At 37.2% G+C, this 26,831-nt stretch carries 32 protein-coding genes and 1 pseudogene; 3 read left to right on the top strand and 30 right to left on the bottom strand.

All coding sequences use genetic code 11. The annotated features are described in order from the left end of the window. Positions 1 to 67: 67 nt before the first annotated feature. The 7 genes from recN to xseA all read right to left on the bottom strand — a co-directional run bounded on the left by recN (position 68) and on the right by xseA (position 7,702). Entirely contained in the window at positions 68 to 1,759 is a 1,692-nt protein-coding gene (gene recN / locus ACYQ73_RS22220; protein ID WP_460014441.1) for a DNA repair protein RecN, read from the bottom strand. 35 nt (positions 1,760 to 1,794) lie between these two features. Next, entirely contained in the window at positions 1,795 to 2,244 is a 450-nt protein-coding gene (gene ahrC, locus ACYQ73_RS22215) for a transcriptional regulator AhrC/ArgR (RefSeq protein WP_079561797.1), read from the bottom strand. Between the two features lie 100 nt (positions 2,245 to 2,344). Beyond that, positions 2,345 to 3,163 (bottom strand): TlyA family RNA methyltransferase, encoded by an 819-nt coding sequence (locus ACYQ73_RS22210; RefSeq protein ID WP_460014440.1) that lies wholly within the window; start codon positions 3,161 to 3,163, stop codon positions 2,345 to 2,347. Next, positions 3,163 to 5,064: a 1-deoxy-D-xylulose-5-phosphate synthase gene (gene dxs, locus ACYQ73_RS22205; protein ID WP_460014439.1), complete on the bottom strand. Its 1,902-nt coding sequence runs from the start codon at positions 5,062 to 5,064 to the stop codon at positions 3,163 to 3,165. The genes ACYQ73_RS22210 and dxs overlap by 1 nt, the downstream gene beginning before the upstream one ends. Positions 5,065 to 5,228: 164 nt before the next feature. Next, positions 5,229 to 6,110 carry a polyprenyl synthetase family protein gene (locus ACYQ73_RS22200; protein ID WP_460014438.1) on the bottom strand — a complete coding sequence of 294 codons (882 nt, stop codon included), beginning with the start codon at positions 6,108 to 6,110 and terminating at the stop codon, positions 5,229 to 5,231. Positions 6,111 to 6,113: 3 nt separating this feature from the next. Beyond that, positions 6,114 to 6,347, bottom strand: a complete 234-nt coding sequence (gene xseB, locus ACYQ73_RS22195) for an exodeoxyribonuclease VII small subunit (RefSeq protein ID WP_053483717.1) — start codon at positions 6,345 to 6,347, stop codon at positions 6,114 to 6,116. A gap of 2 nt (positions 6,348 to 6,349) precedes the next feature. Beyond that, positions 6,350 to 7,702: an exodeoxyribonuclease VII large subunit gene (gene xseA / locus ACYQ73_RS22190; protein ID WP_460014437.1), complete on the bottom strand. Its 1,353-nt coding sequence runs from the start codon at positions 7,700 to 7,702 to the stop codon at positions 6,350 to 6,352. Positions 7,703 to 8,299: 597 nt separating this feature from the next. On the opposite strand from xseA, the pseudogene ACYQ73_RS22185 reads away from it, so the two are divergent. Both ACYQ73_RS22185 and ACYQ73_RS22180 read left to right on the top strand, forming a co-directional pair. Further along, positions 8,300 to 8,602 (top strand): annotated as a pseudogene (locus tag ACYQ73_RS22185) (hypothetical protein); the annotation flags it as partial. Then, a complete protein-coding gene (locus ACYQ73_RS22180; protein ID WP_460014436.1) occupies positions 8,569 to 9,108 on the top strand; it encodes a GNAT family N-acetyltransferase in 540 nt (179 codons plus the stop codon). The pseudogene ACYQ73_RS22185 and the gene ACYQ73_RS22180, both read left to right, overlap by 34 nt. 73 nt (positions 9,109 to 9,181) lie before the next feature. Here the strand turns inward: ACYQ73_RS22180 and ACYQ73_RS22175 are convergent, their stop codons facing one another. The 3 genes from ACYQ73_RS22175 to nusB form a co-directional block, all read right to left on the bottom strand. Beyond that, a complete protein-coding gene (locus tag ACYQ73_RS22175; protein ID WP_460014435.1) occupies positions 9,182 to 9,997 on the bottom strand; it encodes an undecaprenyl-diphosphate phosphatase in 816 nt (271 codons plus the stop codon). 161 nt (positions 9,998 to 10,158) lie between these two features. Continuing rightward, entirely contained in the window at positions 10,159 to 11,025 is an 867-nt protein-coding gene (gene folD / locus ACYQ73_RS22170; protein ID WP_460014434.1) for a bifunctional methylenetetrahydrofolate dehydrogenase/methenyltetrahydrofolate cyclohydrolase FolD, read from the bottom strand. A 33-nt stretch (positions 11,026 to 11,058) separates the two neighbouring features. Then, positions 11,059 to 11,439 carry a transcription antitermination factor NusB gene (gene nusB, locus ACYQ73_RS22165; protein WP_100544800.1) on the bottom strand — a complete coding sequence of 127 codons (381 nt, stop codon included), beginning with the start codon at positions 11,437 to 11,439 and terminating at the stop codon, positions 11,059 to 11,061. Between the two features lie 612 nt (positions 11,440 to 12,051). Between nusB and ACYQ73_RS22160 the strand changes: the two genes are divergently transcribed. Further along, positions 12,052 to 13,221: an MFS transporter gene (locus tag ACYQ73_RS22160; protein ID WP_460014433.1), complete on the top strand. Its 1,170-nt coding sequence runs from the start codon at positions 12,052 to 12,054 to the stop codon at positions 13,219 to 13,221. Positions 13,222 to 13,303: 82 nt separating this feature from the next. On the opposite strand, the gene ACYQ73_RS22155 is transcribed toward ACYQ73_RS22160, so the two are convergent. The 20 genes from ACYQ73_RS22155 to aroQ form a co-directional block, all read right to left on the bottom strand. After that, on the bottom strand, positions 13,304 to 13,714 hold the full coding sequence (locus ACYQ73_RS22155; protein ID WP_460014432.1) for an Asp23/Gls24 family envelope stress response protein: 411 nt from the start codon (positions 13,712 to 13,714) through the stop codon (positions 13,304 to 13,306). A 255-nt stretch (positions 13,715 to 13,969) separates the two neighbouring features. Continuing rightward, positions 13,970 to 14,428, bottom strand: coding sequence for a hypothetical protein (locus ACYQ73_RS22150; RefSeq protein WP_460014431.1), 459 nt, complete (start codon positions 14,426 to 14,428; stop codon positions 13,970 to 13,972). A 523-nt stretch (positions 14,429 to 14,951) separates the two neighbouring features. After that, positions 14,952 to 15,494 carry an alpha/beta fold hydrolase gene (locus ACYQ73_RS22145; protein WP_460014498.1) on the bottom strand — a complete coding sequence of 181 codons (543 nt, stop codon included), beginning with the start codon at positions 15,492 to 15,494 and terminating at the stop codon, positions 14,952 to 14,954. 73 nt (positions 15,495 to 15,567) lie between these two features. Then, on the bottom strand, positions 15,568 to 15,741 hold the full coding sequence (locus ACYQ73_RS22140) for a hypothetical protein (RefSeq protein WP_460014430.1): 174 nt from the start codon (positions 15,739 to 15,741) through the stop codon (positions 15,568 to 15,570). A 442-nt stretch (positions 15,742 to 16,183) separates the two neighbouring features. Further along, positions 16,184 to 16,342 carry a hypothetical protein gene (locus ACYQ73_RS22135; protein ID WP_415732121.1) on the bottom strand — a complete coding sequence of 53 codons (159 nt, stop codon included), beginning with the start codon at positions 16,340 to 16,342 and terminating at the stop codon, positions 16,184 to 16,186. Next, positions 16,335 to 16,496 carry a hypothetical protein gene (locus tag ACYQ73_RS22130; RefSeq protein WP_460014429.1) on the bottom strand — a complete coding sequence of 54 codons (162 nt, stop codon included), beginning with the start codon at positions 16,494 to 16,496 and terminating at the stop codon, positions 16,335 to 16,337. Before ACYQ73_RS22130 ends, ACYQ73_RS22135 begins: the two co-directional genes overlap by 8 nt. 436 nt (positions 16,497 to 16,932) lie before the next feature. Next, entirely contained in the window at positions 16,933 to 17,166 is a 234-nt protein-coding gene (locus ACYQ73_RS22125) for a hypothetical protein (RefSeq protein WP_460014428.1), read from the bottom strand. A gap of 164 nt (positions 17,167 to 17,330) precedes the next feature. Then, entirely contained in the window at positions 17,331 to 17,426 is a 96-nt protein-coding gene (locus tag ACYQ73_RS22120) for a hypothetical protein (protein ID WP_460014497.1), read from the bottom strand. Positions 17,427 to 18,564: 1,138 nt separating this feature from the next. Further along, on the bottom strand, positions 18,565 to 19,923 hold the full coding sequence (gene accC, locus ACYQ73_RS22115; protein ID WP_460014427.1) for an acetyl-CoA carboxylase biotin carboxylase subunit: 1,359 nt from the start codon (positions 19,921 to 19,923) through the stop codon (positions 18,565 to 18,567). Positions 19,924 to 19,936: 13 nt separating this feature from the next. Continuing rightward, positions 19,937 to 20,437, bottom strand: coding sequence for an acetyl-CoA carboxylase biotin carboxyl carrier protein (gene accB / locus ACYQ73_RS22110; RefSeq protein ID WP_460014426.1), 501 nt, complete (start codon positions 20,435 to 20,437; stop codon positions 19,937 to 19,939). A 201-nt stretch (positions 20,438 to 20,638) separates the two neighbouring features. Continuing rightward, on the bottom strand, positions 20,639 to 21,196 hold the full coding sequence (locus ACYQ73_RS22105; protein ID WP_460014425.1) for a SpoIIIAH-like family protein: 558 nt from the start codon (positions 21,194 to 21,196) through the stop codon (positions 20,639 to 20,641). Continuing rightward, positions 21,197 to 21,616 (bottom strand): hypothetical protein, encoded by a 420-nt coding sequence (locus ACYQ73_RS22100; RefSeq protein WP_460014424.1) that lies wholly within the window; start codon positions 21,614 to 21,616, stop codon positions 21,197 to 21,199. It lies immediately after the preceding gene. A gap of 62 nt (positions 21,617 to 21,678) precedes the next feature. Beyond that, positions 21,679 to 21,822: a hypothetical protein gene (locus ACYQ73_RS22095; RefSeq protein ID WP_166672062.1), complete on the bottom strand. Its 144-nt coding sequence runs from the start codon at positions 21,820 to 21,822 to the stop codon at positions 21,679 to 21,681. Between the two features lies 1 nt (position 21,823). Next, complete coding sequence (locus tag ACYQ73_RS22090) at positions 21,824 to 22,735, bottom strand: stage III sporulation protein AE (protein ID WP_460014423.1); 912 nt, start codon at positions 22,733 to 22,735, stop codon at positions 21,824 to 21,826. Between the two features lie 12 nt (positions 22,736 to 22,747). Next, positions 22,748 to 23,125, bottom strand: coding sequence for a hypothetical protein (locus ACYQ73_RS22085; RefSeq protein WP_248716406.1), 378 nt, complete (start codon positions 23,123 to 23,125; stop codon positions 22,748 to 22,750). 5 nt (positions 23,126 to 23,130) lie between these two features. After that, positions 23,131 to 23,340 (bottom strand): hypothetical protein, encoded by a 210-nt coding sequence (locus tag ACYQ73_RS22080; RefSeq protein ID WP_012295089.1) that lies wholly within the window; start codon positions 23,338 to 23,340, stop codon positions 23,131 to 23,133. A gap of 135 nt (positions 23,341 to 23,475) precedes the next feature. Beyond that, positions 23,476 to 24,483 carry an NAD(P)H-dependent flavin oxidoreductase gene (locus tag ACYQ73_RS22075; RefSeq protein WP_460014422.1) on the bottom strand — a complete coding sequence of 336 codons (1,008 nt, stop codon included), beginning with the start codon at positions 24,481 to 24,483 and terminating at the stop codon, positions 23,476 to 23,478. A 248-nt stretch (positions 24,484 to 24,731) separates the two neighbouring features. Beyond that, a complete protein-coding gene (gene efp, locus ACYQ73_RS22070) occupies positions 24,732 to 25,289 on the bottom strand; it encodes an elongation factor P (protein ID WP_460014421.1) in 558 nt (185 codons plus the stop codon). A 17-nt stretch (positions 25,290 to 25,306) separates the two neighbouring features. Beyond that, the gene (locus ACYQ73_RS22065) at positions 25,307 to 26,368 is read right to left on the bottom strand and encodes a M24 family metallopeptidase (protein ID WP_460014420.1); all 1,062 of its coding nucleotides are present in this window, start codon (positions 26,366 to 26,368) and stop codon (positions 25,307 to 25,309) included. Positions 26,369 to 26,370: 2 nt separating this feature from the next. Continuing rightward, complete coding sequence (gene aroQ / locus ACYQ73_RS22060; RefSeq protein ID WP_323655051.1) at positions 26,371 to 26,805, bottom strand: type II 3-dehydroquinate dehydratase; 435 nt, start codon at positions 26,803 to 26,805, stop codon at positions 26,371 to 26,373. Positions 26,806 to 26,831: the final 26 nt, after the last annotated feature.

The following is a 26,831-nucleotide window of genomic DNA, read 5'->3' as shown; positions in this document are numbered from 1 at the left end:
ATAAGCGGTAAATATTTGCGCAAAAAGAAATAATCCAGAAACAACGAGCAGTTTCTGGATTATTTTGCTATCTCATTTGTTTTTTTCGTGCATTAGCCATTTTTAAGAGCTCTGTTGCGTGCTGCAAAGTTAAATCTGTAATTTCTGCTCCAGACATCATGCGACTGATTTCTTCAATACGAGCTTCCGTATTTATTTCCAATAAAGATGTAAATGTTCGATCACGTTCGACTTCTTTTTTAATAAAATAATGATGATCGGCCATCGCAGCCACTTGCGGTAAATGCGAAATACATAAAACTTGAGAATTAACGGATATTGCAGCAATTTTTTCTGCGATTGCTTGTGCTACACGACCACTTACACCTGTATCTACCTCATCAAAAATAATAGATGTTATGCCATTAGAGGAAGAAAAAATCGTCTTTAACGCAAGCATCATACGCGATAATTCTCCGCCAGAAGCAATTTTCGGTAAAGATTTTGGCGGCTCGCCTACATTCGTAGAAATATAAAAAATTACTTGGTCTTTACCATTCGCATCAAAGTAAGGCAATTCATCAAAATTAACAATGAATTTTGCTTTTTCCATATGTAATTCACGTAGTTCGGCCATAATAGCTTCACTTAAATTATGTGCAGCGTCCTTTCGAACAGCAGAAAGTTCTGCAGCAAGTTCATTTAGTACTGCTTCCATTTCCAATACTTTTCGTTCTTTTACTTGTAAAATTTCGTCTCGATTTAAAAGCTCATTTAACTCTGTTTTAATTTTATCGTAATACGCTAATATCTCTTCAACTGTTGAACCATATTTGCGCTTCAAATTTTGTATTAAGGCTAAACGTTGCTCAACCTCATTTAATCGAGCTGGATCAAATTCTAATTCATCCAATACATTTTTGACCTGGTAAGCAGCATCCTGTAACGCATAAAATGCAGTCGTGACAGATTCTGATGCTTCTTTAAATTGCTCGTCAACTGTCGCAGCATCCTCTAGGGCACCCATTGCATTGCCAATCCAGTCAAGGCCTTTTGAATCACCTTGAATAGCTTCATATGCGGCACTCGAGCGTTCGAAAATCTTATTGAAATTCATTAAACGGCGACGTTCATCCAGTAGCTCATCTTCCTCACCAAGTTTTAAATTGGCATCCTCCAACTCTTTCATTTGGAATTGGTACAAATCAATACGTTGCGCCATTAACTGTTCATCGATCGAAATCGAAGCTAATTCTTTTTTTAGTGAACGGTATTCTTCATATTGAGAACTGTACAAATCTTGAATAGGTGTCAGTTGTTCCTCAGCAAAATGGTCAAGCAAATAGATATGCTGTTTCTCATCCATAAGTTCTTGATTTTCATGCTGACCATGAATATCGATAAGACTAGCACCAATATCACGTAGTACAGATAATGGCACAAGTTTACCGTTAACTCGACAAACACTTTTTCCAGAATCATTTAAATCGCGGCGTAAAATAATAGTATCTTCTTCAATTTCAATGCCTGCCTCTTCAAGTTTCTTATAAACAGGATGCTCAGAACTTGAAATTTGAAATAAACCACCTAATTCAGCCTTTTTAGCTCCATGACGAATAAATTCGGAATTCCCTCGGCCGCCAGCAAGTAAATGCACGGCATCGATAATAATTGATTTTCCTGCACCCGTTTCACCTGTTAAAACTGTTAAACCATCTGAAAAACTAACTGTTAAATCCTCAATGATGGCAAAGTTTCGAATACTAAGCTCTCTTAACACAAATTGTCACCTCTGTATCAAATTACCCTGCTATTTTATAGCATTTCTAATAAGCGATTTTTTGTATTTTCACGCTCATCTTCGTTACGACAAATAATCAAAATAGTATCGTCTCCAGAAATAGTACCTAAAATTTCAGGCCAATCTAAATGGTCAAGTAGTGATGCAATAGCATTGGCATTACCAGGAAGAGCCTTCATTACTAAAAAGTGTGATGCACCATCAATGCTGACAAAAGCATCAGCTAACGCACGGTGTAATTTTTGTATAGGATTGAAACGTTGGTCTGCGGGCAAGCTATATTTATAGCGTCCATCCTGTAAAGGTACTTTTACAAGATGAAGCTCTTTAATATCACGTGATACTGTTGCTTGTGTCACATTATAGCCTGCATCCTTTAAAAAATCGACTAAATCATCTTGTGTTTCAATTTCATGATTGGCAATAATATCTCGAATTCGTATATGCCTCTGTCCTTTATTCATGTCGATCACCTCTTATAAATAGTTGAATATTTGTATATTTACACTACCATTTTAAACATAAAAGCACAAGAAAAAACACGGCTCTGTAAACGAGCACGTGTTATTTTAGTGCACTATGCGCTTCTTCAACGAGTGCATTAAAAGTTGTATATGCAGGAATTTCTTCTTGACCTACAGGATTCACTAAATGGAATAAAAATTCAATATTTCCCTCGCCTCCTGTAATTGGCGAGAACGAAGCATCCTTAACGACAAAGCCAACCTCTGTCGCCATTGCAGCAGTTTTTTCTAAAACTTCTAAATGTACTTTTTTATCACGAACAATGCCTTTTTTACCGACATTCTCTTTCCCCGCTTCAAACTGAGGCTTCACTAGTGCCATTACATCGCCACCTGGCATTAGCAATGTTTTTAAGACCGGTAAAATAAGCGATAATGAAATAAAGCTAACATCAATTGTAGCAAAGTCTGGCAAGCCCTCTGTTAAATCTGGTGCTGTCGTATAACGGAAATTTGTTTTTTCCATTACAGTTACACGTTCATCAGAACGGATTTTCCATGCTAGTTGGTTAGAACCAACATCTAATGCATAGCAATGTCTTGCACCATGCTGTAATGCGCAATCTGTAAAACCTCCTGTAGAGGAGCCAATATCAAGCATTAGCTTCCCCTCTACAGACATATCAAAAATTTGTAGCGCCTTCTCAAGTTTCAAGCCGCCACGACTAACATATTTTAAATCAGAGCCTTTTACTTGTAGTGGTGCATCTATAGCAATTTTTTCCCCCGCCTTATCAATGCGAGTTTCATTAGAAAAAACAAGCCCTGCCATAATAGAGCGCTTTGCCTTTTCTCGCGTTTCGCATAGCCCACGCTCTACAAGTAAAATGTCTACACGTTCTTTTGGTTGTTTTGTCATTATTTATTCAAACCTACTTGCTGTTTTTGTTGAAGTAACACATGCAAACGTGCCACTGTATCCTCAGCCGTCATATGAATTTCAGCGAGAAGCTGATCTACATTACCATGCTCAATAAAATGATCAGGGATCCCCATACGATCGATTATTGCACTTAAATAGCCATGGTCATGGGCAAATTCTAATACACCACTACCAAAACCACCTTGTAGGACCGCCTCTTCAATCGTCAATATTGGTTTACGGCTTGTTAATATACGGTGAAGCATATCCTCATCCATCGGTTTAATGAAACGAGCATTGACTACTTCTATCTCTACACCTTGCTGCGCTAAAATATTGGCCGCTTCCATTGCCATAGGAATCGTCGTACCAAAGGTTAAAATCGTTGCATCCTTACCTTCACGTAACACTTCCCAGCTACCAATTGGTAACGCCATAAGCTCATCATCTAACCGAACTCCTATACCATTGCCTCGAGGATAGCGTAATGCAATTGGACCGCCATCATAGTCTATGGCTGTTTTCACCATATGCTGACCTTCATTTTCATCTTTTGGCATCATAATTGTCATATTTGGTATTTGACGAAGGAATGCAATATCAAATACGCCTTGATGTGTTTCACCGTCTGCACCAACTAATCCTGCACGGTCAATTCCAATAAAGACATTTAAATTTGGACGTGCAATATCATGTAGTACTTGGTCATAGGCACGTTGAAGGAATGTTGAGTAAATGGCTAAAAACGGCTTCATGTTTTGTGTCGCTAAACCTGCCGCCATCGTTGCTGCATGTTGTTCAGCAATCCCTACATCAAAGAAACGTTCTGGGAAATCCTTTTGGATTCCTTGTAATTTTGAACCCACTGGCATTGCAGGAGTAATAGTGACAACGCGTTTATCCTCATGAGCAATTTTGCGGACAGTCTCAGCTATCAAGCTACTCCATGCTGGACCTTTCGCCTCAGACTTTACAAAGGCACCGTTTTCAATTTTATATGGACCCGTCCCATGCCAATTACCAATTGTATCATCTTCAGCAGGTTTATAACCTTTGCCTTTTTTCGTAATGACATGAACGAGCACTGGGCCTTTCACTTTTTTAGCTTGTGATAATGTTGTCTCAAGAGCATCGAAATCATGTCCATCAATCGGACCAAGATATTTAAAGCCTAGCTCCTCAAAGAACACACCTGATACCACTAAATATTTTAAGCTATCCTTTAAGCGCTCAGCAGTTGTAGCAAGCTTACCACCTAACACTGGAATCTTATTAATGAGCGATTCCAATTCTTCTTTTGCTTTTGAATATTCTTTGGCTGTACGAAGACGTCCTAATACATTGTGTAACGCTCCGACGTTTGGAGCGATTGACATTTCATTATCGTTTAAAATGACAATCATATTTGTTTTAGCATGGCCGATATGGTTTAATGCCTCCAGTGCCATACCGCCAGTTAAAGCTCCATCACCAATAATTGGTATCACGAAGTTCTTTTCTTTTTTGATATCTCGTGCTGCTGCCATACCCATGGCTCCTGACAAAGATGTCGAGCTATGACCTGTCTCCCACTCATCATGTTCACTCTCCACACGCTTTGGGAAACCACAAAGCCCTTTGAACTGACGTAATGTATCAAATTGATTTGCACGACCTGTCAAAATTTTATGCACGTAAGCTTGGTGGCCAACATCCCATAAAAACTTATCTTGTGGACTGTCAAACATTTTATGGAGCATAATTGTTAGCTCCACAACACCTAGGTTCGGTCCGATATGACCACCTGTGACAGAACATTTTTCGATTAAGAAGGTACGAATTTCTTGTGCAAGTCGCTCAAGGCCCTTCTTATCTAAGCTTTTTAAAAAGGCTGGACTAGTTATCTTATTTAAATCCACCTTTCTCACACACCTTTTCAATAAATTATTCACCGTAATCGTGTTTCCACTATTATAACAGTGTTATTAATATGCTAAAAGTACGAACACTTTATTGTTTGCACATTGGCAAACGCCCTCACCTATTCTAGCATATTATGTGCCTTTAACGCCTCGTTTTCCCCCTAGTTTTTACGATGTACAATATAGGCTGCAAACTCACGCAATAAGCTGGCATCTACTTCCAATTTATCTAGTGCGTTAATGGCATGCTGATAATGCTCAGCAAGCTTTTCTTTTGCCCCATCTAAAGATAATAGAGCTGGGTAAGTGCTTTTATCACTTGCTACATCTTTACCTGCAGTTTTACCTAGTTCTTCTGTAGTACCCTCAATATCTAAAATATCATCTTGAATTTGGAAGGCCAGACCGATATGATGCGCATATTCCTTTAAAGTTTCGCGTTCTTCTTGCATTACATCAGCTAACACTGCTCCCGCTTCAATACTAAATCGTAATAGAGCGCCCGTTTTATTAATATGGACATGCTCAAGCTCAGCTATGTTTAGCTGACGCTTCTCACCTTCCATATCGAGTACTTGACCCCCAACCATACCTTCTGCACCAGCTGCTTTACTTAACAGATTGACTAATTCAATGCGTTTTTCAGCTGATACATCCATGCGTGCTAAAATGCCAAACGCCAGTGTATTCAATGCATCGCCTGCAAGTGTCGCTAATGCTTCACCATAAACTTTATGATTTGTTGGCTTTCCTCTACGGAAATCATCATTATCCATACTTGGTAAATCATCATGGATTAACGAATACGTATGGATGACTTCAACTACAGATCCTACCGTTAAACCATCCTTCAAATCCTTATTGTATAGTTCAAGAACAGCCAATACGAAAAGAGGGCGAATACGTTTACCTCCAGCTTTTAATGAATAAAGCATTGATTCCTTTAAATTGGCTGGTGCATCAATTTTCTCGACTAGTGCAAACATTTCAGCTTCAACTTGTGGTATGTTGCTTTCAATAAACTGTTTTAATTGCTCGTTCATTTCTTAATTCTCTCCCTTTAGCGGATCAAATGCCGTAGTCTCACCTGTCTCTTGGACAATAGAAATTAACTGCTCCTCAGCATGTTGCAGCTTGCTATGGCAAAATTGTGATAGCTCCATACCTTGTTTATATAAATCAATCGCGTTTTCTAGAGGCACATCACCTTGCTCTAACTGACGGACAATTTCCTCAAGTGCCGTCATTGCATCTGCGAAAGTTTGTTGTTTCTCTGCCACAATTATTCCCCCTCATTTTTCGGCAAGATCTTTACCACATCAGCAATAACCTTTCCATCATGGAAGGAAAGTGTTAATTGATCCTGTGGCTTTACATCAACTGATGATTTTAACATTTGATTATCTTTATAAGCTACCGTGAAGCCCCTTGTTAAAATGGCAAGCGGATTCAATGCCTCTAAAGTTCTGACAGTTGCCTCAAATTGTTGTTTTTGTTTCGTTACATAATGAGTTGCAGCACGAGTTAATTGTTGGACGTGAGTTTCTAGCTCTCGTTGATGGAAAGCTAATGCCTTTTTTGGCGAGTGCTGCTCTACCGCACTATGTAATTGTTGAAACTGTGCTGTTTTCTTCATCAAATCGACCTGCATTGCTTTTTGTAATCCCGATTCAAGTTGTGCTAGCCTTTCCGTAAATGGTCGATATAGGCGTTCTGGCATTGACAATGGATAAGACTGTTGGAGCTTATTTAGACGCTGACGTTCTGCCATAAGTTGCGCTCTTACGATTTGATGCAGTTGTGATTTTTGTGTAAGCACCCGTTGAAATAAATCTTGTTGATCAGGCACAGCCATTTCAGCCGCTGCCGTTGGTGTCGGAGCGCGCAAATCAGCTACATAATCCGCGATAGTCGTATCGGTTTCATGACCTACTGCACTAATAATAGGGATACGGCTTCCAAAAATCGCTCGTGCAACAGTTTCCTCATTAAATGCCCATAAATCCTCAATCGATCCACCGCCACGCCCAACAATCAGTACATCACAACTCGCATCGATATTTGCGCGCTCAATGTTTTGAACAATATTCGGCGCTGCTTGTGCTCCCTGTACAAGGGTTGGATAAATAAAAACTTCTGCAAGTGGATAGCGTCTCTTTAATGTTGTACAGATATCTCGAATGGCGGCACCTGTTGTCGACGTTAAAACACCGATTTTTTCTGGAAACCTCGGAATTGGTTGTTTCCACTCAGGTTTAAAAAGCCCTTCTTGTTGTAACTGCTCTTTCAGCTGGTTAAAGGCAACAAACAAGCTACCTATTCCATCTGGTTGCATTTCCTGTACATATAATTGATATGTACCGTAGCCTTCATAAACGTTTACATCTCCACGGATAAATACTTGCATACCTTCCTTTGGTTCAAACGCTAATTTTGTGGCTGCAGTTTTAAACATAGTAGCTGCAATTCGTGCTCCATCATCCTTTAATGTAAAGTAAATATGCCCTGATTGATGAATCTTGACATTGGATAGCTCTCCCTTTACATAGACTTCACGTAAATGCGGATCAGCATCAAATTTCCGTTTAATATATTTTGTTAATGCTTTTACAGTTAAATAAGAAGCAGATGACATTTTCCCGGCTCCTTTACTAAAATCAAGTTTTTCACAAAACTACACCTATCATAACATTTTTTATTGCGCCTGACGTGCCAAAATGCAGTTTCGTTAGAAAAAACGACTGTCTTTCATAGTATTGAAAACCTTACTATAACATTTCTATATAATTGTTACCTCAATAAAGCTTCCATAAAATGATATGACTGCTTGTGCAAAATGGATCAGATTTACAAATTCTGAAATTTCACTATAACTTTCCTGCAAAGCGAGGGGTTGATTTCCGTTCCTACTGGGCGCTTTGTTGCTGTCGCTTCGCTTTCGCACAGTTAAAACATTTGTTGCTGTCGCTACGCTTTCGCACAGTTAAAACATTTGTTGCTGTCGCTTCGCTTTCGCACAGTTAAAACATTTGTTGCTGTCGCTTCGCTTTCGCACAGAGCAAAGCTTCCTGGGGGCGTCTGGTGCCATACCGAACTCATTTTACCAAAGCTGCCTAATGAAATAACCGTGTCTAACTTTTAGGGGTCACTTCAAATATAGTTATGAGGCTTTTTAAATTAATACCTATGTTTAAGAACTCTGTTGATATTTGATAGGAACGAACTCAGATGGAAGAAACGAGTTCGAGGGGTTTATCAAATTCAGAATGTAAAAAGTTTTCATAGTCGTTTGAAAGGCTGGAAAGTTGATTTAATGGCGTGGCAACTAAATACCTTGACCATTATTTAAGTTGCTTTCTATTTTCGCACCAAATCACCGTAATGATGATACAACAGTTAGCAAGATAATTGTTGAAGTTGCTTGTTCTCAACGATCGTTACCTATGATAAACTCAGGTTATCAAAATTTTCCATTCCAGAAAATAATCAGGGGGAAAGAGGATGCATACAACTGAACTACCAAAAGTCAATTTAAGAGAATTAACTCTTAATGATGTTGAAGACCGTTATCAATGGTGTCTTGATAAAGAAGTGATAAAGCATTTAAATATGCCAGAGAAATATCCACCTTTTAGTAGAGAAGAAACTGAAAGGTGGATTACAATGTGCATTACAAAAACAAATGGATATGAACAAAAAGCTATCGTTACAGAAGAAGGCAAGCATATAGGTTGGATAGATTTGAAGAACATCGACAAACTCAACAAACACGCAGAACTAGGGGTGGCAATAGGAGATAAAACCTATTGGGGTAAAGGCTATGGATTTTCTGCAATGAAAGAAATGCTTTTGTGGGGCTTTAATGAATTAGACCTTAACAAGATTTGGCTTAGAGTAGAAGTTGACAATGCAAAGGCAATTAAGTCTTATAAGAGAATTGGGTATGTTGAAGAAGGTATACTAAGACAGGACCGACTAAGAAATGGTGAATTTATTGATCGTTTAAGAATGAGTATTCTTAAACACGAGTTCGTCCGTTAACAAGAGCATAAATAGATTAAGGGAACTCCAACGATGTAGTTCCCTTCTAGTAATATTCTTTAACATAGCTAAATTAATAAAATATTAATAAGAGAGTACCTACAAGAAAGCAATAATATGTAAAGTAGCTAAGCTTGCCACTTTTCATGATTCCCATAAACCAACGCATTGCAAAATAAGTCATAAATAATGTCACAATAAATGTCGATGTGTAAGGAATTACTAAAGCACCTTTATTTGGCTCATTTAAAAAATCTGAAATTCCAAGGACAACCCCACCAATACTTACAGGAATATAAAGCATGAAGGAAAATCGCAAAGCAGTTTCCTGCTTCATACCAACTGCAATGGCTGAAATAATGGTCGCTCCTGAACGGCTAATGCCTGGTGTTAGAGCTACAGCTTGACCAAGACCTACGATAATGGCGTCTTTTGCAGTCAAATCCGCATCTTTTTTCGTACCACGCATATTACGGATTAGCCATAGGGCAATACCTGTCACAAATAGCATAAGTGCTATCGTAGTCATACTAACATTATCCGCAATAACATCCCTTAATAAAACACCTAAAATGCCTGCTGGAATAGAACCAATCACAATGAAAACGGCAAAACGGAAATCAGCTTTATAACGATTCTTTCCTGTTTTGAGATACAGGAAAAAGTTTGTAATGAGTCGGACAATATCCTCTCGATAAATATAGACAATAGCTAGTAAAGAAGCTGTATTCGTTAAAATAGCAAAAGTAAAACCTTGCTCACCAAGACCAAGAATTTCGCTAGCAATCATAACATGTCCGCTCGATGATACAGGAATTGGCTCAGTAAATCCTTGTACAAGACCGATAATGATATGTTTGATTATAAGTATTAAATCTATGTTTTCCATAAAAACCTCCCTATTAATATGTATGACCCAAACGTTACATTAGACGTTGAAGGCAGTGGAAAAGTTCATAAAGAATACCTAGAAAGTAAAATAATGCAAAAAAAGCTACCTCAATAAAAAAATTGAGATAGCTTTTTTGCAAACTAAAGAGTCATTCAAAATTATAACTTAACTGTATGTGCAAGCTTATTTTCTGCTGCTTGAACTGTGTTAAATAGAAGCATAGTAATTGTCATTGGTCCTACACCACCTGGTACAGGTGTAATATGAGAAGCCATACCATCGACCTCACTAAAGTTAACGTCACCGCAAAGTTTGTTGTTTTCATCACGATTAATGCCAACATCTATAACAACTGCGCCTTCTTTAACATGTTCCTTCGTAATAAAGTTTGCACGTCCAACTGCCGCAATTAATATATCTGCTTGTTTAGTGAATGAAGGTAGATTTGGTGTTTTGGAATGCGTATATGTAACGGTTGCATCTTTTTGTAGTAGTAGTTGTCCCATTGGTTTCCCCACGATATGACTACGACCCACGATGACCGCGTGCTTTCCTGCTATTTCAATTCCTGAATATTCAAGAAGTTTCATTACGCCAAACGGTGTACAAGGCAAAAATGTTTCTTGGCCAAGCATCATTTTCCCAACACTTACTGGTGAGAAGCCATCAACGTCTTTTTCAACAGCAATTGTGGCAATAACAGTATCCTCATCAATATGTTTTGGGAGTGGTAATTGTACTAAAATACCATGAATATCTTCACGATTATTTAATAATTCGATTTGTGCTAATAATGCATCCTGTGTAGTTTCTTCTGGCAGTTTGATTAACTCAGAAAACATACCAATCGCTTCACAAGATTTTTGCTTATTTCTCACATATGTAGCCGAGGCTTGGTTGTCTCCTACTAAAACAACCGCTAAGCCTGGTGTTAATCCTTGCTCTTTTAAACGCGTTACTCGCTCTGCTACTGAATTACGAATTTCTTGACCAATTTCTTTACCATTAATAATTGCACTTGACATAGACCTTAGTTACTCCTTCCAATTCAACACATTTTATTGTTCTGTAAATTTAGAAAGTACGCCATTAACAAATTTCGACGAGCCATCGTCGCCAAATGTTTTGCATAACTCGATTGCTTCATTAAGTACTACTCTTTTTGGTGTTTCTGGCATGTATAAAATCTCGTATACAGCTAGACGTAAAACCGTTCTTTCAATTTTGGGTAAACGGGCAAGTGACCACTTTTCAAGATGCTGCTCTAAAGTAGCATCGATTTCCTCTAAATGTTCAACTGTTCCAGTAACAATCTTTTCGTAGAAGACATTTGTTGGTTGTCCTTTAATATGACCCATTGCTTCTTCTACTGTTAGTTCAGTATTGTCTAGCTGAAACAAAACTTGCAACGCTTTTTCGCGTGCTTCATGTCGTTTCATGTAAAGCTCTCCTTCTTAAGTGGCATTAAGGTTTATAATAGCATAAATTCGTACGAGAAACACGAATTCAAGCAAGTTTTCAATAATCTGATACCTTTTTCAAGCATGTTTTTGCTTATTTTAACACCCTTCAATCAACTTTATGAAATTAAATGTTAAAAAATAAAAATCCATCATTATTATTTAAATAACAAGAATGTTATAATTAAGGAAATAATTCCATCTTTCGAGGTATTCATTATGTATTAGAAGTTACATTTACACGCAGTAAAAGGACTTTCTAGTTATATGAAGACGAGGAACAATATAAACAATACAAGGAACGCAAATCTCGCTTATTTTACTGCGAGGATTGTAAATAATATTCGGTATGATGTCATAAGAAATTTCTTTAGCAATTACAATTAGAAGCAACGCTCAACTTCGTAGTACGAAAAGAAATATATTGTGCCACCTTGTATAACTGCGAACTAATACTTCCACACTTATAAAAAACTGAAAAAAATAAAACAAATCTTTTGACCCTATAGTTACTATAGGGTTTATTGTATTACATGGAAATATTCTAGTAGATTTAGATTCATGTATCGTGAAAGATTGAAGGAGAACAAAATGAATAAGCAACAAATTTTAACCTTAAGTATTTTATTATCGAATTTATTCATTGCCTTTTTAGGTATTGGTTTAGTTATACCCGTGCTACCAACAATCATGAATGAGCTGAAAATTTCAGGCTCTGTCGTTGGTTATATGGTAGCAGCATTTGCTATTACTCAACTTATTGTCTCACCGATTGCTGGTAAAATGGTGGATAATATTGGCCGAAAAATCATGATCGTTACAGGTCTTTTTATATTCGGTTTTTCAGAGCTACTATTCGGGCTTGGACGCACAATTGAAATACTCTTTATCTCACGTATGCTAGGTGGTGTAAGTGCTGCCTTTATCATGCCGGCGGTGACTGCATATATCGCTGATATTACAACATTGTCACAACGTTCAAAGGCACTGGGCTATATGAGTGCAGCGATTAGTACTGGCTTTATTATCGGACCTGGAATCGGTGGTTTTTTGGCAGAATTCGGAACACGCATACCATTTTACGCGGCAGGTATACTTGGATTTTTAGCAGCTATCTTATCAATACTATTACTAAAAGAGCCGACACGTGCTTTAGATGATGTAGAGTCTGCACCATCAATTTTAGGTAGTGCGAAGCGCATTTTTAGCCCACTATACCTTATTCCATTCATCCTTATTTTCGTACTGTCATTTGGTTTAGCAGCATTTGAATCGTTATTTAGCTTATTTGTGGATCATAAATTCGCATTTACGCCTTCAGATATCGCAATTATTATTACGGGGAGTGGCGTAGTCGGGGCCCTTGCTCAGCTAGTGTTATTCGATTGGCTGACAAAGAAAATGGGCGAAATTAATCTTATCCGTTATTCACTCATCCTTTCTGCTGTTTTAACATTTGCTATGACCATTGTTAACCACTATTTCGCAATTTTATTTGTCACATTCTTTATTTTCGTCGGCTTCGATTTAATACGTCCTGCCGTTACTTCTTATTTATCGAAAATTGCCGGTAATGAACAAGGATTCGTCGGTGGCATGAACTCCATGTTCACAAGTCTCGGTAATATCTTCGGTCCTATTTTAGGTGGGATATTGTTCGATATAAACTTAAACTACCCATATTACTTTGCGACAATTGTTTTAACAATCGGCGTAATACTTGCTTTGTTCTGGAGAAAGCCAAAGCAAATTGAAATATAATAAAGTAGCGATACTAATCACTGCTGATCAATTTCCGTTAATAATGTAAAAAGAAGGATTGCCCTATAGGCAACCCTTCTTTTTATTCTTGTACGGCTACTTCTTCTTTTTCAAAGTGAATACCTGTAATGTGTACATTCACTTCCGCTGTTTCAAGTGCCGTCATATTATAAATCGCTTGGCGAATTTGAGTTTGTACTTCCTTCGCCACTTTTGGAATTGTATAGCCGTATTTTACAGAGCAAAATACATCAATGGCAATCTTACCAGTTTCAGTAACACCCGATTTAATGCCCTTATTGTGAACTTTTTTACCGAAGCGTTCTACTACACCAGTAGCAATATTACCACGAGTTGCCGCGACTCCTTCTACCTCGTTCACTGCGATTCCAGCAACAACCTCGATTACTTCCGCTGCTACTTCAATTTTCCCAAGTTCTTCTTTTCCAGAAGGCGTTGGTTGTACGAAAGATTGTCCTACTTTCTCTGCCATACAAATATCATCCTTTCCCTTACACATCACAAACAAATGCTGTACTTACGCTTATTATACTATAAAAAGGAAGGTTTGGCTTCGTAAAGCCGATTTAATTTATTTAGGAAAGGATAATGTCGATAAATTAACAAAGGATATCGATAAAAATGAAAGCGAAGAAAATCTTCATAGATTTCTTCGCCATAAACAATATTCCTTTTCTTCAAATAAAAAATATATCCGTTCAACAATAGCTCCCTTTTAATGGACTAACTAATCTACTTCTAAAGCGAAGGCGTAGAAAGCGTCGCCACGAGATAAATTCGCTTCCTTTTCATCCTTCCACCATACGCCATATGAATAATAATAAACTCCACGTTGTGTAGGTGCGGTAAAACGATTGTCTTTGACCATTACTTCAGTTTCTTTTTTATCATTCATTTGTACAACACTAAATTCATTTGGTTTTGGTTCGTATTCCATCACAAGAATTATATTTTCACCAGCTTTAGCTTTTATAGGTTTTTGACCTTCTAATAGTTCAACTGGTCCAGCAGTATCAACGCATTTATTTGGCCAACAATAGGTACCGAGTGTAGTTTCAAATTTTTTATTATCAATTTCTATATAGACTTTAGGAGGCTTTCCTCCTGGCAATCCATTAGTATTTGAACATCCCATTAAGGTAAGTCCAAAAAGAGCTGCTAAATATAAAAAATATTTCTTCTTCATGCACATCCCCCCTCGAATATTTGACGAACTCATTTATACTACGTTACAAAACAGTTTTTATGTTTTCTGATCCGTTCCATATTTTTTTGTTTCATCACATAGATATGTATCATTTATTTCTTCGATATATGCATTTTTATCAATTTGATTCATATATTGTTAGTTTGTAAACAGTCAGCTTTTCCCCTTTCTTTATTTACTATATATTATCTAATTGCAAAAATCGTTCGTCTAAAATAATCACGTCAAAAAAGCCTGAACACTCATTAATTTTAGACAAAAAAACCTCCTGACAAGTAAAAGTCAGAAAGTATAAGAAATAGACGTTAGCGCTTTATTCCGTTGTTTACAAATCAATTCGTATTGAATTGAGCTGATTTAAAGACATCATTGTTCATTAATTCTGCTTTTTGATACTTATCAAAGACTGATTAAACTTGACTGACTCTTCCCACTGGGGAAAATGACTAGAGTTTTCGAACCAAATGAGTTTTTTTGTCGTTTTTATTGTGTGATAGTAATCCTATGCTAATGAAGAAGAAACATGCTGATCATGACGCCCCTCAAAAAACGTAATAGGGATATCGAAACTCTTGTATTCACTAAAATTAATTTCCATGAGCTCTTGCCACAAATATTGTATAGATTGTAGACTACCTTTTTCGCGATTGATTAAATCTTTAAATGTGTACTTTGATGAAAAAATGAAATCCTTTACCAGTTGGTTGTAATTGCTTTTCCCATATAAAGAATGTCTGTATCGAACCACTAATTTAGTAACAAATAATAAATCGTTTAACCAATCTTTTTGAGTCAATGAAAGGTCAATATTTTCCAATCGCTGAACAACTTTTTTTTTATTTTGTTCTCGACTTTCTTTCAAAACAAAATCATATTGACACTGCAACCCTTTTTTCATGTTAACGACTTGGCCACATCCAAAATAACTATGTACTAGCTGTGGATATTTTTTAACGAAAATTAAGCCTAGGACACTTCCCCACGAGTGCCCTAAAAGGTAAACTTTCTCTTGTTTAAACGTTTCTAATAATGAATTAAACCGTATAGGTCTTCTATATAAGTTTCAATAGTTATTTGTTCCTCTTTCGAAAAAGTATAGTAAGATTTATGTGCCCAGACTACAACATTAAACGTTTTTCCAAGTTCTGAGTTATATTTATAAGTGGTAAAGCGGCATCACCTGGACCACCATGCAAATACACTAAAAGAGGCAGATTGTTATCTTCACCAAAAATAGAAATAAATTGTTCTGAAGAGCCTATTTTTATATAGTTTGACACTTGAGTTTTCATTTTCTTCTCCTTCCTTACTATCGATTTGTTCCACTTGTAATGACCGCGTTGTTTGACATAAGGAGCAATTTAGTTTTTGTATTATGGCTCTTCACCAAAATGTGCGCTTGACAGTATATTCCGTTACAGGTGGATGTTTTCCTCAGGCACAGCTTTCCTGTACTTGCCCCTTTGCTTTCGGTACAAAAACTCGCCACCTTCCACTCCATATTCAGTCTATTAAATTGCAAGTACACATATTTTGATGTTGACCTGAATTATTTCAATTGTATCATTTTTCCAAAAAAAGATATTTTATTTAAGTGTTAAAAAGCACATTAGTATATAAAAAAATAAGCCGATCAATAATCGACTTATTAAACACTCCAATTGTTGAATAAGTGAGAGTCTACATTCACTTCTCACTTTATTAACTTATATAAATTATTGTGAATATGTAGTGTTACTGTCTCTTTTCAACAAATAACAAAATTAGTGTTGCCAATGGACCTAACAAAAGAGAAAGTAAAAACCAATTGAATCCCGTTCTATTCTTCCCTTGTGCAAGTGCAGCATTGATCAACGCCAATGTACCCCAACCTACGACATATTGGTTATCCATCATTTGTTCCCCCTACTTCATTTAACCATACTGCACCGTTAGTGTAGATTTCTTCATAAATTTGATTATAACACATCCAGATAACATGCTTCATAAAAGGTGTCAATACAGTTAAATCAAATAAGCCTGAACGCGATTTCTGCTTGCGAGTCATATAAACCGTTACAACCTCCGTAACTACCTAGCCTCTCACAATTCCGATACCTCCAAAACAAAAGCATTCTTATTAGTATGTAAGCCTAGCTTTTTGCGTAATTGGTCTACTGATAAATTTCGTGTATGCACCTTCAATCACTTTCCTTAATTCGGAGTATAACGCCCTTGACACCGCATGAAAATAGGCTTTCATGTCTTTTATTTTGGGCTATTATTTATGTAGTATTTGAAAAACGAGTTATGAGCGTATGGGATTCCTGCGCTTATTTTTCCAACGCAAAACTGACGCGAATTAATCGGGATAACTAAATTCTATATATTGTAATAAACGACGTATTTAACCTAATTACGAGCGTCATTCAGACGACTCATGACGACTAACTATCCGCTTAAACGATCTCGATACGTCTGACAGCGTTAAATAAGTGAGGTAACTAAAGAATGATAATTTCACCAGAGTATTCTCTTAAATGTTCAATAGCTAATGTCACTGCAACTTCCTCTGTCTCAATCAAACTCAATCCTATTTTAATAGGACTCCAAAATTCATATCCGCAGTCTTCTTGCCACATATATACTTCTGTTGTATAAAGACCATCCCTCCGTTTTATAATTTGAACTTTATATTGATTACTTGGGGACATCATTTCCTTTATCATCTGTTCCATCGTTTCACCATCTTTACAAATATTAATGTGTATATTATAACTATTATTCTTCAAAATGTTTAAAAGCTGTGCGCAAGTTCCGAGCACCAGAATGCACCTGTCAGAATGAAGGGCTTTGGGGTCACGCACTTTCAACGCAAAAAAGAACGACCAACAAACGAGATTTAATTCTTTCGTTGATCGTATTGTGATCGTTTTATTCCTTTACGTTCAAGCAGTCGATAAATTGTTCTCGTTCCAACTTTGTAAGTCTTGCGAATGTCAGCGATTGAAAAGCCGTATTGATAATCCTTAATGATTGCGTTGCGTCTGACTTCTTCTTCTTCGCCTTCAACTAACTTCGTTTACGCCCTTTAAACTTTCCTTTGGCTTTAGCGAATTCGGACCCCTTTATTCAAATTAATTATGAATAATAATTTTCAATGGAATAATAATCCTATTTACCTTGATAAGAATAAAACGATAAAATATGTTAGGCCAACTTTAAATTTGCTACAAGGAAATATTCAACAGTTATACATAGGAAGTGAAGAATTGTATTATATAGTACTCTCAATAGGATTAATACTCGCTCTCTCGCAAGCTACATCATTAATCTTTATGTATCAAGACAAAGAATTGCTATCTTTTGATGGATTTAAGTCTCTTTTTGGTTTTTTAATAGGTTTGTACGATCGAAGTTGGTTCATTCGGCCGCCGTACATCAACAACTTTTGAAATGATCAAAACTGGTGAACAATATACCTCTTTCGATATCCCTGAACTGGATGCTTATGGTAAGTCAATTCCTTACTATTGCAAGGTGTCAGTTCAAAAGAAAATATGTTTACAAAAGACAATATGTTTACTATGGGTTACGAAATTTATGATGTAAAGTCACGAAAATTAATATTAAAGAATGACTAGAGACGAATGCAACCGCCTCTAGTTTTTTTGTCAACATTGGCACAAAGACCGTGTATAGGATGTTGGCGCAATCCTTAGTGATGTATTGCCCGTTTTTCCAACGCAAAACTCACGTAGGTTAATCGGGATCACTACATTCCGCATATTATAATAAACGATATATTTAACCTAATCATGAGCGACATTCAAGCGGTTCGATACCGCCAACTATCCGATTCAACGATTCTCGTTGCGTCTGACGGCACCCCTCTTCCCTTCTTTCACCTCAGTTACGTCCACTAAAATTTTCGAGGGTGCAATTAGCTCTGTATCATCCTGTTGAAATGCTCCACTGAATGTTGGAAGCTGTATGCTCCCTTAATGTCATTCAAATCAAATATCCCTGTTCTCTATTTATTTTTAGAAATAAAAAAACCTCCTAACTAATAAAAGTTAGAAGGTAATAAAATTGCGAACTTTGATAGGATTCTATTCCCTAAATCCACAAATCAATTACTTACTTGTCCCCAAAACATCATTCTCTTCAAGGAACTTCGTATTGAATTGTGCTGATTTGAAAACGTCATTGTTCATCAATGCTTGGTGGAATGGAATTGTTGTATTGATCCCAGGACCAGATACTTCAAATTCGCTAAGTGCACGATTCATTTTCGCAATCGCTTCTTCACGTGTATTGGCATGAACAATTAGTTTTGCAACCATAGAGTCATAGTATGGTGGGATTGTATAGCCAGCATATACAGCAGAGTCAATACGTACACCGTAGCCACCTGGAGTTACGTAAGTATCTACAGTACCAGCTGATGGCATGAAGTTTTTATAAGCATTTTCTGCGTTAATACGGCATTCAATTGCCCAACCATTTAGTTGAATATCATCTTGAGTGAAAGGAAGTTTTTCACCAGATGCAATTTTTAATTGTTGTTGTACAAGATCCACACCAGAAATCATTTCAGTTACTGGGTGTTCTACTTGGATACGAGTATTCATTTCCATGAAGTAGAATTTATCTTCTTGATAGTCATAAATAAACTCGATTGTTCCGGCACCTTCATAGTTACAAGCTTCAGCAGCTTTAACGGCAGCGGCACCCATTTCAGCACGACGCTCAGAAGATAGCGCTGGAGATGGAGCTTCCTCTACTAATTTCTGCATACGGCGTTGAACGGTACAGTCACGTTCACCTAAATGTACAACGTTACCATAGCCATCCGCTAATACTTGGATTTCACAGTGACGGAAGTACTCGATGAATTTTTCTAAATATACGCCTGGGTTACCGAATGCTGCAGCAGCCTCTTTTTGCGTAATTTCAATGCCTTTTACAAGGTCTTCTTCAGTACGAGCTACACGAATACCTTTACCGCCACCACCAGCAGTTGCTTTGATGATCACAGGGTAACCAATTTTAGCAGCCCATTCTTTACCTGTTTCGATATCTGGAACAATACCAGTACCCGGAACAAGTGGGACACCCGCTGCTTCCATTGTTGTACGTGCAACGTCTTTAATACCCATAATTTTAATAGAATCAGATGAAGGTCCAATGAACTTAATGCCTGCGTTTTCACAAGCCTCAGCGAAGTCAGCGTTTTCAGATACAAAACCGTAACCTGGGTGGATACCGTCTGCACCAGTTTTTTCTGCTACGCTAAGTAAAGCCGGGAAGCTAAGATATGAATCTTTTGATAGCTTTGGTCCGATACAATATGCTTCGTCTGCTAATTTCACATGTAATGCGTCAGCGTCTGCTTCTGAGTATACGGCAACAGATTGAATGCCTAACTCTTTACAAGCACGAATAATACGCACAGCGATTTCGCCGCGGTTTGCAATTAAAACTTTTTTCATGGTTGTGCACTCCTTACTCAGCTTTTACAAGGAATAATGGTTGACCGTATTCTACTAATTCACCGTCTTTAACAAGTACTTCAACGATTTCCCCTTGAACTTCTGCTTCAATTTCGTTGAATAGTTTCATAGCTTCTACGATACATACGATTGTTTCATTCCCAACTTTGTCCCCCATTTTAACGTAAGCTGGTGAATCTGGATTTGGAGATTGATAAAAAGTTCCAACCATCGGTGACACAATTTTATGTAACGATGGGTCGTTATTTGCTGCTGCTGCAGCTGGTGCTTCTTCAGCTTTTGCTGGAGTAGCTGGTGCTACAGGAGCTGCTACAGGCGCAACCTGTTGTACAACAGGAGCAACTACCTCTTTTTTTGGTGCTACAGTATCAGTAACAACAACACCATTCTTTTTTAATTTAACTTTTGCGCCATCTACTTCGTAAACGAACTCGTCAATCGAAGAAGAATCTACTAATTTAATAATTTCGCGAATTTCTTGAATTTTGAACATTCCTAACTCTCCTTATGAAATAAAATCTACTACAAACACTATTTTATATTTTTTTCGAACAATTTGAAATACTTTAATGCAAATTAAGTAAATATGAACAAAATAAAAGGCTTTCCTTTAATAAACGAAAGCCTTTTCATTATACTGATATATAACAATAGTTTCAAATAAACAGAAAATTCCTATTTATCTTTCTATTTTTTAATAGTTATTCGCGCTGAATTTTACTTGGACGTCATTTGCGCCTTCCATCTCTGTTTTTACCAAGTAAATAATTTCATTTGCTTGAGCTTTTGATAGCTCCTCTGCCATAACAGTTACCTGTACTTTATCACCATCTGCTCGTACAAACGCATCAGAGTAACCTGAAGATTTAATAAGCATTTCTAGCATTGCTTCAGAAGATTCTTGTTTTATAAGGTTATCCATGTCATTATAAGCCTTACTTTTTTCTTCTGCTGTGTAATCTTTTGAACCGATCTTCTGCTCTAATTGCAAACGAAGCTGACTTCTTTCATCACTAACTTGCATGCGCATTTCTTCAAATAAATGACTTGGGGAAGATACTTCCTTCGTCTCTCCCTCTTTCGTTGCTTCTTGATCAGTCACACCTGTTACTGCAGTTTGCTGTAATGCGTCATCTGTGAAAATAGTTAGTCCATTAAATTGTTTTGCTGGATCAACCAAATAATACACTGAGATAACCGCTACTAGACTTAATAATGTCATAAACCAAACTGTTCTTCTACGTACGCGCATTTACTTTTCCTCCTTATTCTCCATTGGAACGATAATAATTCGATGAATCGGCAATTGCATTACTTGACTAACAACAGCACGAATTTCATTTTTCACAAAGATATCTGATGCTCCTTCTGAAACAATTAGCATCCCTGTTACTTCTTTCGTGCCTTGTTCAGTTCCTCGAAAATATTGACTGAATAGTTTATTGTCATCCTTCTCAGCTGTCATATCTCCGTAATAAAAATAGACTTTAACCTCCCCAACACCTTTCATAGCCTTCAGTGTCTGCTCAAGTTTTTCTTCACTGGTCATCGATGTTACTTGCCCATTCGTTGTACCCGTTTGATACATTGGTAAAATGATGAAAATTCCCACGGAGGCAGCAATAAGCATTAAGACTATAAATGACGTTGTTTTTTTTCGGTTCTTTTCCACATCACTTGTACATTGCCTCCTTTCATCTTCTCTTTTTCAAGTGTATGTACGCTTGTTTCCTCCTATGAATTGATAAATGGAATCTTTAATAGCAATTGCAAAAATACTAACGTAATAACAAGCTTTGTAAGTGAAATTATTTCTTTATCGTCTGTTAAAAACACAAATATCTGACAGATAAAGAGCATCGCTAATAAAAGAATCAATCTATCTCCCCCCAGCCATAACTTGCACAAAAACGATGAGGAATAAACAAGAAAACATAAATGAAAAAGCAATTAGAAATGATACAGCACATAAGGTAAATAGAGACTTACTAACATGATCAAGTAGTTTACAAATATCATCAAAAGCAATTGGTTCTAAAATAGCAGCTAACATTTTCAACGAATACGCACTGACAACAAGCTGAACTGTTGGAATGAACGACACGGTAATAACCGCTATAAAAGCAGAAATACTAGTAATAGAAGAGGAAAATTGTGTCATATGCTGGAACATCGAAAAACTATCTACTATAAAGGAACCAACAACCGGAATATTTTCCTCTATTAATTTCTTCACAGGCTCTGCAACAGCTGCGTTGACACTAAATGCAGCAACGCCACTCGCCGACATTAAAATGATGTAACAAATTACAGATGCCGACACGATACTCATAATGGTAAAACGAATCAATTCGGCAATTCTCGTAAACGAAATTTCTTTCACAATGACACTGCAGACATCAAATACAATGGCAAAAAGCACTCCTGGAATAAGCCATTTACTACTAATAATCGTTAAGACTTGTACAAAGAAAAGTAAAAAAGGCTGCCAAGAAGCAATCGCTGTTATACTGCTAGATAAAAGAAAACTTGAAGTAAGAATGGGATAAAATGCGGTAAATATATGAGCAAGCCCCTGTGCTATTTCGTCTATTAATTTAAATGAACTCACAACAACTGGTCCTATAGTTGCCAGTACAATAAGAAAAAAAAGTATCCTTGTCCCTTTTTCAAATTCTGGTAAAATCATATTAACAATCAAAATAATAATGACATAGCCACACAAAATAAGCGTCATCTTCAGCAATAGAAAGAATGGATCAGTTAAAAACGAAAATATTTGCTCCAGCAATGTCTTCGCCCCTTAGTTTAGCCGTTGTAAAATGGCCGACACCTCCTGTAAAACAGCCAAAAATTCCTTAAACCAGTACAACAAAATAACAATCTTGACCCCATCATAGACAATATGTCCGAGTACTTTATAGCTTTGTTCTACAAGTAAAAAAGACACCCATTGCCCTACATAAAAGAGGCTAGCACTTACTACAATTGCTTTTGCATAAGGCAAAAAAGCTAATGTCTCAAGCAATTGCTTGATGAATGGCAATAGGAGTGTAGAGAACAACATACCAAACAGCAAAAACGAAAACATTACACTAATTAGCGCATGGAGTGGCTTTATGACTTCTTTTATAAGCAATAATAAAAGCAGCATGACAACAGCTACAATGACAATTTCCATTTACACTACCCAGAAGAGGTCAGCCATTGAAAGAATGTAAGGATTTCATTGAAAAATAGACGTAAAAATCGCAGTAATTCCGCTGTCATATATAAGTAGGCAATGAAAAATAGGAAAAATGAAAATTCTTTTTTTCCTGTTTGATCAAAGAAGACATGAAGAAGCGCAACTACTAGTCCCACTCCAGCGACTCTTAATACGTCTTGTAATTCCATTTCATACGCCCCCTCGTGTACAGCAATATATGTTGCTACCCACAAAAAAAGACCTCCATACATACGTATAGAGATCTTAGTATTTTTATGAAATTAATGATGCCTCGCATAACTTCGTCCGGAATCGGAAAGAAGTTAAAGTAGCTTTTCAATGATACTTTTCACAGTACCTGGTTGTTTCACTAAATAGCTCTTTTCACCCATCCACATCGATAAATATTCGGCTTTGCCCTGTTTTGCACTTTCTTTACGAATAGTTGTAGTTAGATCATTTTGCAATGGATAAGGTGCTACAACAGCATCCTTCATACGTTCCGTAAAACCATTTGCTAAGCCTCTTGCTGGTTTACCAGAAAAAGCACGAGTAATCGTCGTTTGCTGTGCTTTCGATTCAAGCAAAGCATTTTTATAAAGAGGTGAAATTTCACACTCATCCGCTACTAATAAGGCTGTACCAATTTGAACCGCTTGAGCACCCTTTGCTAGTGCTTTGTCTACATCTTCCTTCGTCACAATACCTCCTGCAGCAATAATCGGTATGGAAATTTGTCCTACTACTTGTTGCAGTAAATCATGCAAATCAATTAATTGCATTGGTTCAGTGAAAGAACCACGATGACCACCAGCTTCACCACCCTGAAGGACAACAGCTTGCATCCCTGCTTGTTCTACACGCTTTGCTTCCTCTAATGTAGTAGCTGTACCAATAACATAAACATCGTTGTCCTTTAAACGATGAATCACATCTGCTGAAGGAATGCCAAACGTAAAGGAACAAATGGCTACATTTTCATCAAGAACAGCTTGTACTTGTTCTTCAAATACTTCCTTGGACGTGACACTTTGTACAGGTGAAAGTCCAAGCTCATCATAAAACGGTTGTAAAGCCATTCGAGCTTTTTGAAGGACATCGATATCAATACGTGGCTCTTCCTGTACAAATAAATTAACAGCAAATGGCTTTTTCGTTAGCTTTTTAACTTCCTGAATAAAACTTTTTGTTTGTTCCCCATCTAAATAGCCTGCTCCAATCGAGCCTAATATATCTTCCTCTGCACAGGCAGCCACAAATTTCGGCGTCGTTACACCAGCCATTGGCGCCTGTATTATTGGAGACGTGGTCTCAAAAATTGTTTGTAACATAGCATTCACTCCTTACTATTATTGTAAACAACTTTTCCAACTATGACCACATATCAAATGATAGAAACTACTTTTTATACTAATAGCAAAGGTTGCCATTTCTCTATCTATTGTCACAAAATTTAACTTTATATGTATCAATTATGAGCAGATGTTTTTGTACCGAAAGCGTAGCGACAGGTACAAACGTTTGGACATAAAAAACCTACCCTTTTGTAAAAAAAGAGTAGGCTGAATGTTTTTATTTATTACGCACGAGAAACGTAAGAAGCTTCTTCTGTATTGATGATTAACTTGTCACCTTGGTTTACGAAGAATGGCACTTGTACAATAAGACCTGTTTCAAGAGTTGCAGGTTTTGTACCACCAGAAGCTGTATCACCTTTAATACCAGGCTCTGTTTCTGTTACTTCTAGCTCAACAGTGTTTGGTAATTCAACACCTAGCATTTCACTTTGGTATGATTGAATATGAACTTCCATGTTTTCTTTTAGGAATTTTAATTCATATTCAATTGCAGCTGAAGAAAGTTCAGTTTGCTCATATGATTCTAAGTCCATGAAAACATGCTCGTCACCTTGTGCATAAAGGTATTGCATTTTACGGTTATCGATTTGTGCTTTTTCAACTTTCTCACCAGCACGGAAAGTTTTTTCATTTACTGAACCGTTACGTAAGTTACGTAATTTAGAGCGTACGAACGCAGCACCTTTACCTGGTTTAACGTGTTGGAAATCTAACACGCGATATAATTGGCCATCTACAATAATTGTTAGACCTGTACGGAAATCGTTTACTGAAATCATTTGTGTTCCTCCATAGTTTATAAAATAATAAGTTCTTTTGACGAATGAGTTAACAGTTCATTACCTGTCTCTGTGATTAAAATATCGTCCTCGATACGTACACCACCGATTCCCGGTAAATAAACTCCTGGTTCAATCGTTACGGCCATACCTGGCTCTAGCACCGCTTCTGAACGTATTGATAAGCCAGGGCCTTCATGTACTTCAAGACCAATCCCGTGTCCTAATGAATGACCAAATGCCGCGCCATATCCTTTTTCTGTTAAGTAGTTACGTGCAATCGCATCTGCTTGAATCCCTGTGAAGCCAGGGCCAACCTTTTCAAGTGCTAAAAGCTGGGAAGCAAGGACTGCGTTGTACATATCCACTAATTTTTCAGATGGCTCGCCAACTGCCACAGTACGAGTAATATCCGAGATATAGCCATTGTACAATGCTCCATAGTCTAATGTGACAAAGTCGCCTTTTTCAATCACTTTATTCGTTGCAACGCCATGTGGTAAAGCTGAGCGGAGACCAGACGCAACAATTATATCAAACGAGGATTGAGTTGCTCCTTGTTTACGCATGAAAAATTCTAATTCATTCGAAACTTCAAGCTCTGTTTTACCAGGCTTAATGAAGTTTAAGATATGTGTATATGCGTGATCAGCAATTTCACACGCAACCTTAATAATATTAATCTCTTGTTGCGTCTTAATCAAGCGAATTTTTTCAATTAGCCCAGAAATCGGCACTAAATCAGCTTGAATTTTATTTTTATACAGCTCATACGTGCCATAGCTAACAGTATCTTTCTCAAAGCCCAATAATTTGATACCCATATTTTTTACTTGTGTTGCAATTTCTTCAACGATCGTCGCCTCATGCTTTACAATTCGGAAGTCCTGTACTTGCGCAGCTGCTTGCTCTGTATAACGAAAATCCGTGATAAACACAGCATCATTTTGAGACACAATCGCTACGCCCGCTGTTCCTGTAAAACCAGTCATATAACGACGATTGTACTCGTTCGTAATTAAAATGCCATCAATATTTTGTTCCTGAAGTGCCTTACGTAGCTTTTGTAATTTCATCATAATCAATTCTCCCTCTCAATAAATGTGCGTAATGCCAGTTCATAGCCTTTCGTACCTAGTCCACTGATTTGACCAAGGCATGCCGGAGCGAGATAAGAATGATGACGGAAAGCCTCACGTTTATGGATATTTGAAATATGTACTTCTATAACTGGCACAGAAATCCCTGCAATTGCATCATGTAACGCAATGCTTGTATGGGTATATGCACCGGGATTAAAGATTATACCATCATATTTTTCGTCCTCTGCTTCATGTACCCAATCAACAAGTACCCCTTCATGATTAGATTGACGAAACTCGACAGTGGCACCTAAAGACGCCGCAAGATTCTGAACATTTTTTTTCACATCTTCTAATGTTTCATAACCATAAATATGTGGCTCCCGTTTACCTAGTCGATTTAAGTTAGGTCCATTCAAACATAATAACTTCACGCATATTCGCCTCTTTCTATGTACTT

This window comes from Lysinibacillus sp. CTST325, assembly GCF_054665055.1.
Note: the sequence above shows the minus strand (reverse complement) of the source record. Positions and strands in the feature narration are given on the sequence as shown.

What these genes read in the sequence shown, in the direction of transcription:
- ACYQ73_RS22180 (WP_460014436.1), top strand. Translation starts at nt 8,569, where the DNA reads ATGCATACAACTGAACTACCAAAAGTCAATTTAAGAGAATTAACTCTT.
- accC (WP_460014427.1), bottom strand. Translation starts at nt 19,923, where the DNA reads ATGAAAAAAGTTTTAATTGCAAACCGCGGCGAAATCGCTGTGCGTATT.
- ACYQ73_RS22160 (WP_460014433.1), top strand. Translation starts at nt 12,052, where the DNA reads ATGAATAAGCAACAAATTTTAACCTTAAGTATTTTATTATCGAATTTA.
- ACYQ73_RS22150 (WP_460014431.1), bottom strand. Translation starts at nt 14,428, where the DNA reads ATGAAGAAGAAATATTTTTTATATTTAGCAGCTCTTTTTGGACTTACC.
- ACYQ73_RS22105 (WP_460014425.1), bottom strand. Translation starts at nt 21,196, where the DNA reads ATGCGCGTACGTAGAAGAACAGTTTGGTTTATGACATTATTAAGTCTA.
- ACYQ73_RS22080 (WP_012295089.1), bottom strand. Translation starts at nt 23,340, where the DNA reads ATGGAATTACAAGACGTATTAAGAGTCGCTGGAGTGGGACTAGTAGTT.
- ACYQ73_RS22200 (WP_460014438.1), bottom strand. Translation starts at nt 6,110, where the DNA reads ATGAACGAGCAATTAAAACAGTTTATTGAAAGCAACATACCACAAGTT.
- ACYQ73_RS22140 (WP_460014430.1), bottom strand. Translation starts at nt 15,741, where the DNA reads ATGAAAACTCAAGTGTCAAACTATATAAAAATAGGCTCTTCAGAACAA.
- ACYQ73_RS22125 (WP_460014428.1), bottom strand. Translation starts at nt 17,166, where the DNA reads ATGGAACAGATGATAAAGGAAATGATGTCCCCAAGTAATCAATATAAA.
- folD (WP_460014434.1), bottom strand. Translation starts at nt 11,025, where the DNA reads ATGTCAAGTGCAATTATTAATGGTAAAGAAATTGGTCAAGAAATTCGT.
- ACYQ73_RS22075 (WP_460014422.1), bottom strand. Translation starts at nt 24,483, where the DNA reads ATGTTACAAACAATTTTTGAGACCACGTCTCCAATAATACAGGCGCCA.
- ACYQ73_RS22210 (WP_460014440.1), bottom strand. Translation starts at nt 3,163, where the DNA reads ATGACAAAACAACCAAAAGAACGTGTAGACATTTTACTTGTAGAGCGT.
- efp (WP_460014421.1), bottom strand. Translation starts at nt 25,289, where the DNA reads ATGATTTCAGTAAACGATTTCCGTACAGGTCTAACAATTATTGTAGAT.
- nusB (WP_100544800.1), bottom strand. Translation starts at nt 11,439, where the DNA reads ATGAAACGACATGAAGCACGCGAAAAAGCGTTGCAAGTTTTGTTTCAG.
- ACYQ73_RS22065 (WP_460014420.1), bottom strand. Translation starts at nt 26,368, where the DNA reads ATGATGAAATTACAAAAGCTACGTAAGGCACTTCAGGAACAAAATATT.
- ACYQ73_RS22130 (WP_460014429.1), bottom strand. Translation starts at nt 16,496, where the DNA reads ATGACTCGCAAGCAGAAATCGCGTTCAGGCTTATTTGATTTAACTGTA.
- ACYQ73_RS22135 (WP_415732121.1), bottom strand. Translation starts at nt 16,342, where the DNA reads ATGGATAACCAATATGTCGTAGGTTGGGGTACATTGGCGTTGATCAAT.
- ahrC (WP_079561797.1), bottom strand. Translation starts at nt 2,244, where the DNA reads ATGAATAAAGGACAGAGGCATATACGAATTCGAGATATTATTGCCAAT.
- ACYQ73_RS22175 (WP_460014435.1), bottom strand. Translation starts at nt 9,997, where the DNA reads ATGGAAAACATAGATTTAATACTTATAATCAAACATATCATTATCGGT.
- xseA (WP_460014437.1), bottom strand. Translation starts at nt 7,702, where the DNA reads ATGTCATCTGCTTCTTATTTAACTGTAAAAGCATTAACAAAATATATT.
- accB (WP_460014426.1), bottom strand. Translation starts at nt 20,437, where the DNA reads ATGTTCAAAATTCAAGAAATTCGCGAAATTATTAAATTAGTAGATTCT.
- ACYQ73_RS22085 (WP_248716406.1), bottom strand. Translation starts at nt 23,125, where the DNA reads ATGGAAATTGTCATTGTAGCTGTTGTCATGCTGCTTTTATTATTGCTT.
- ACYQ73_RS22155 (WP_460014432.1), bottom strand. Translation starts at nt 13,714, where the DNA reads ATGGCAGAGAAAGTAGGACAATCTTTCGTACAACCAACGCCTTCTGGA.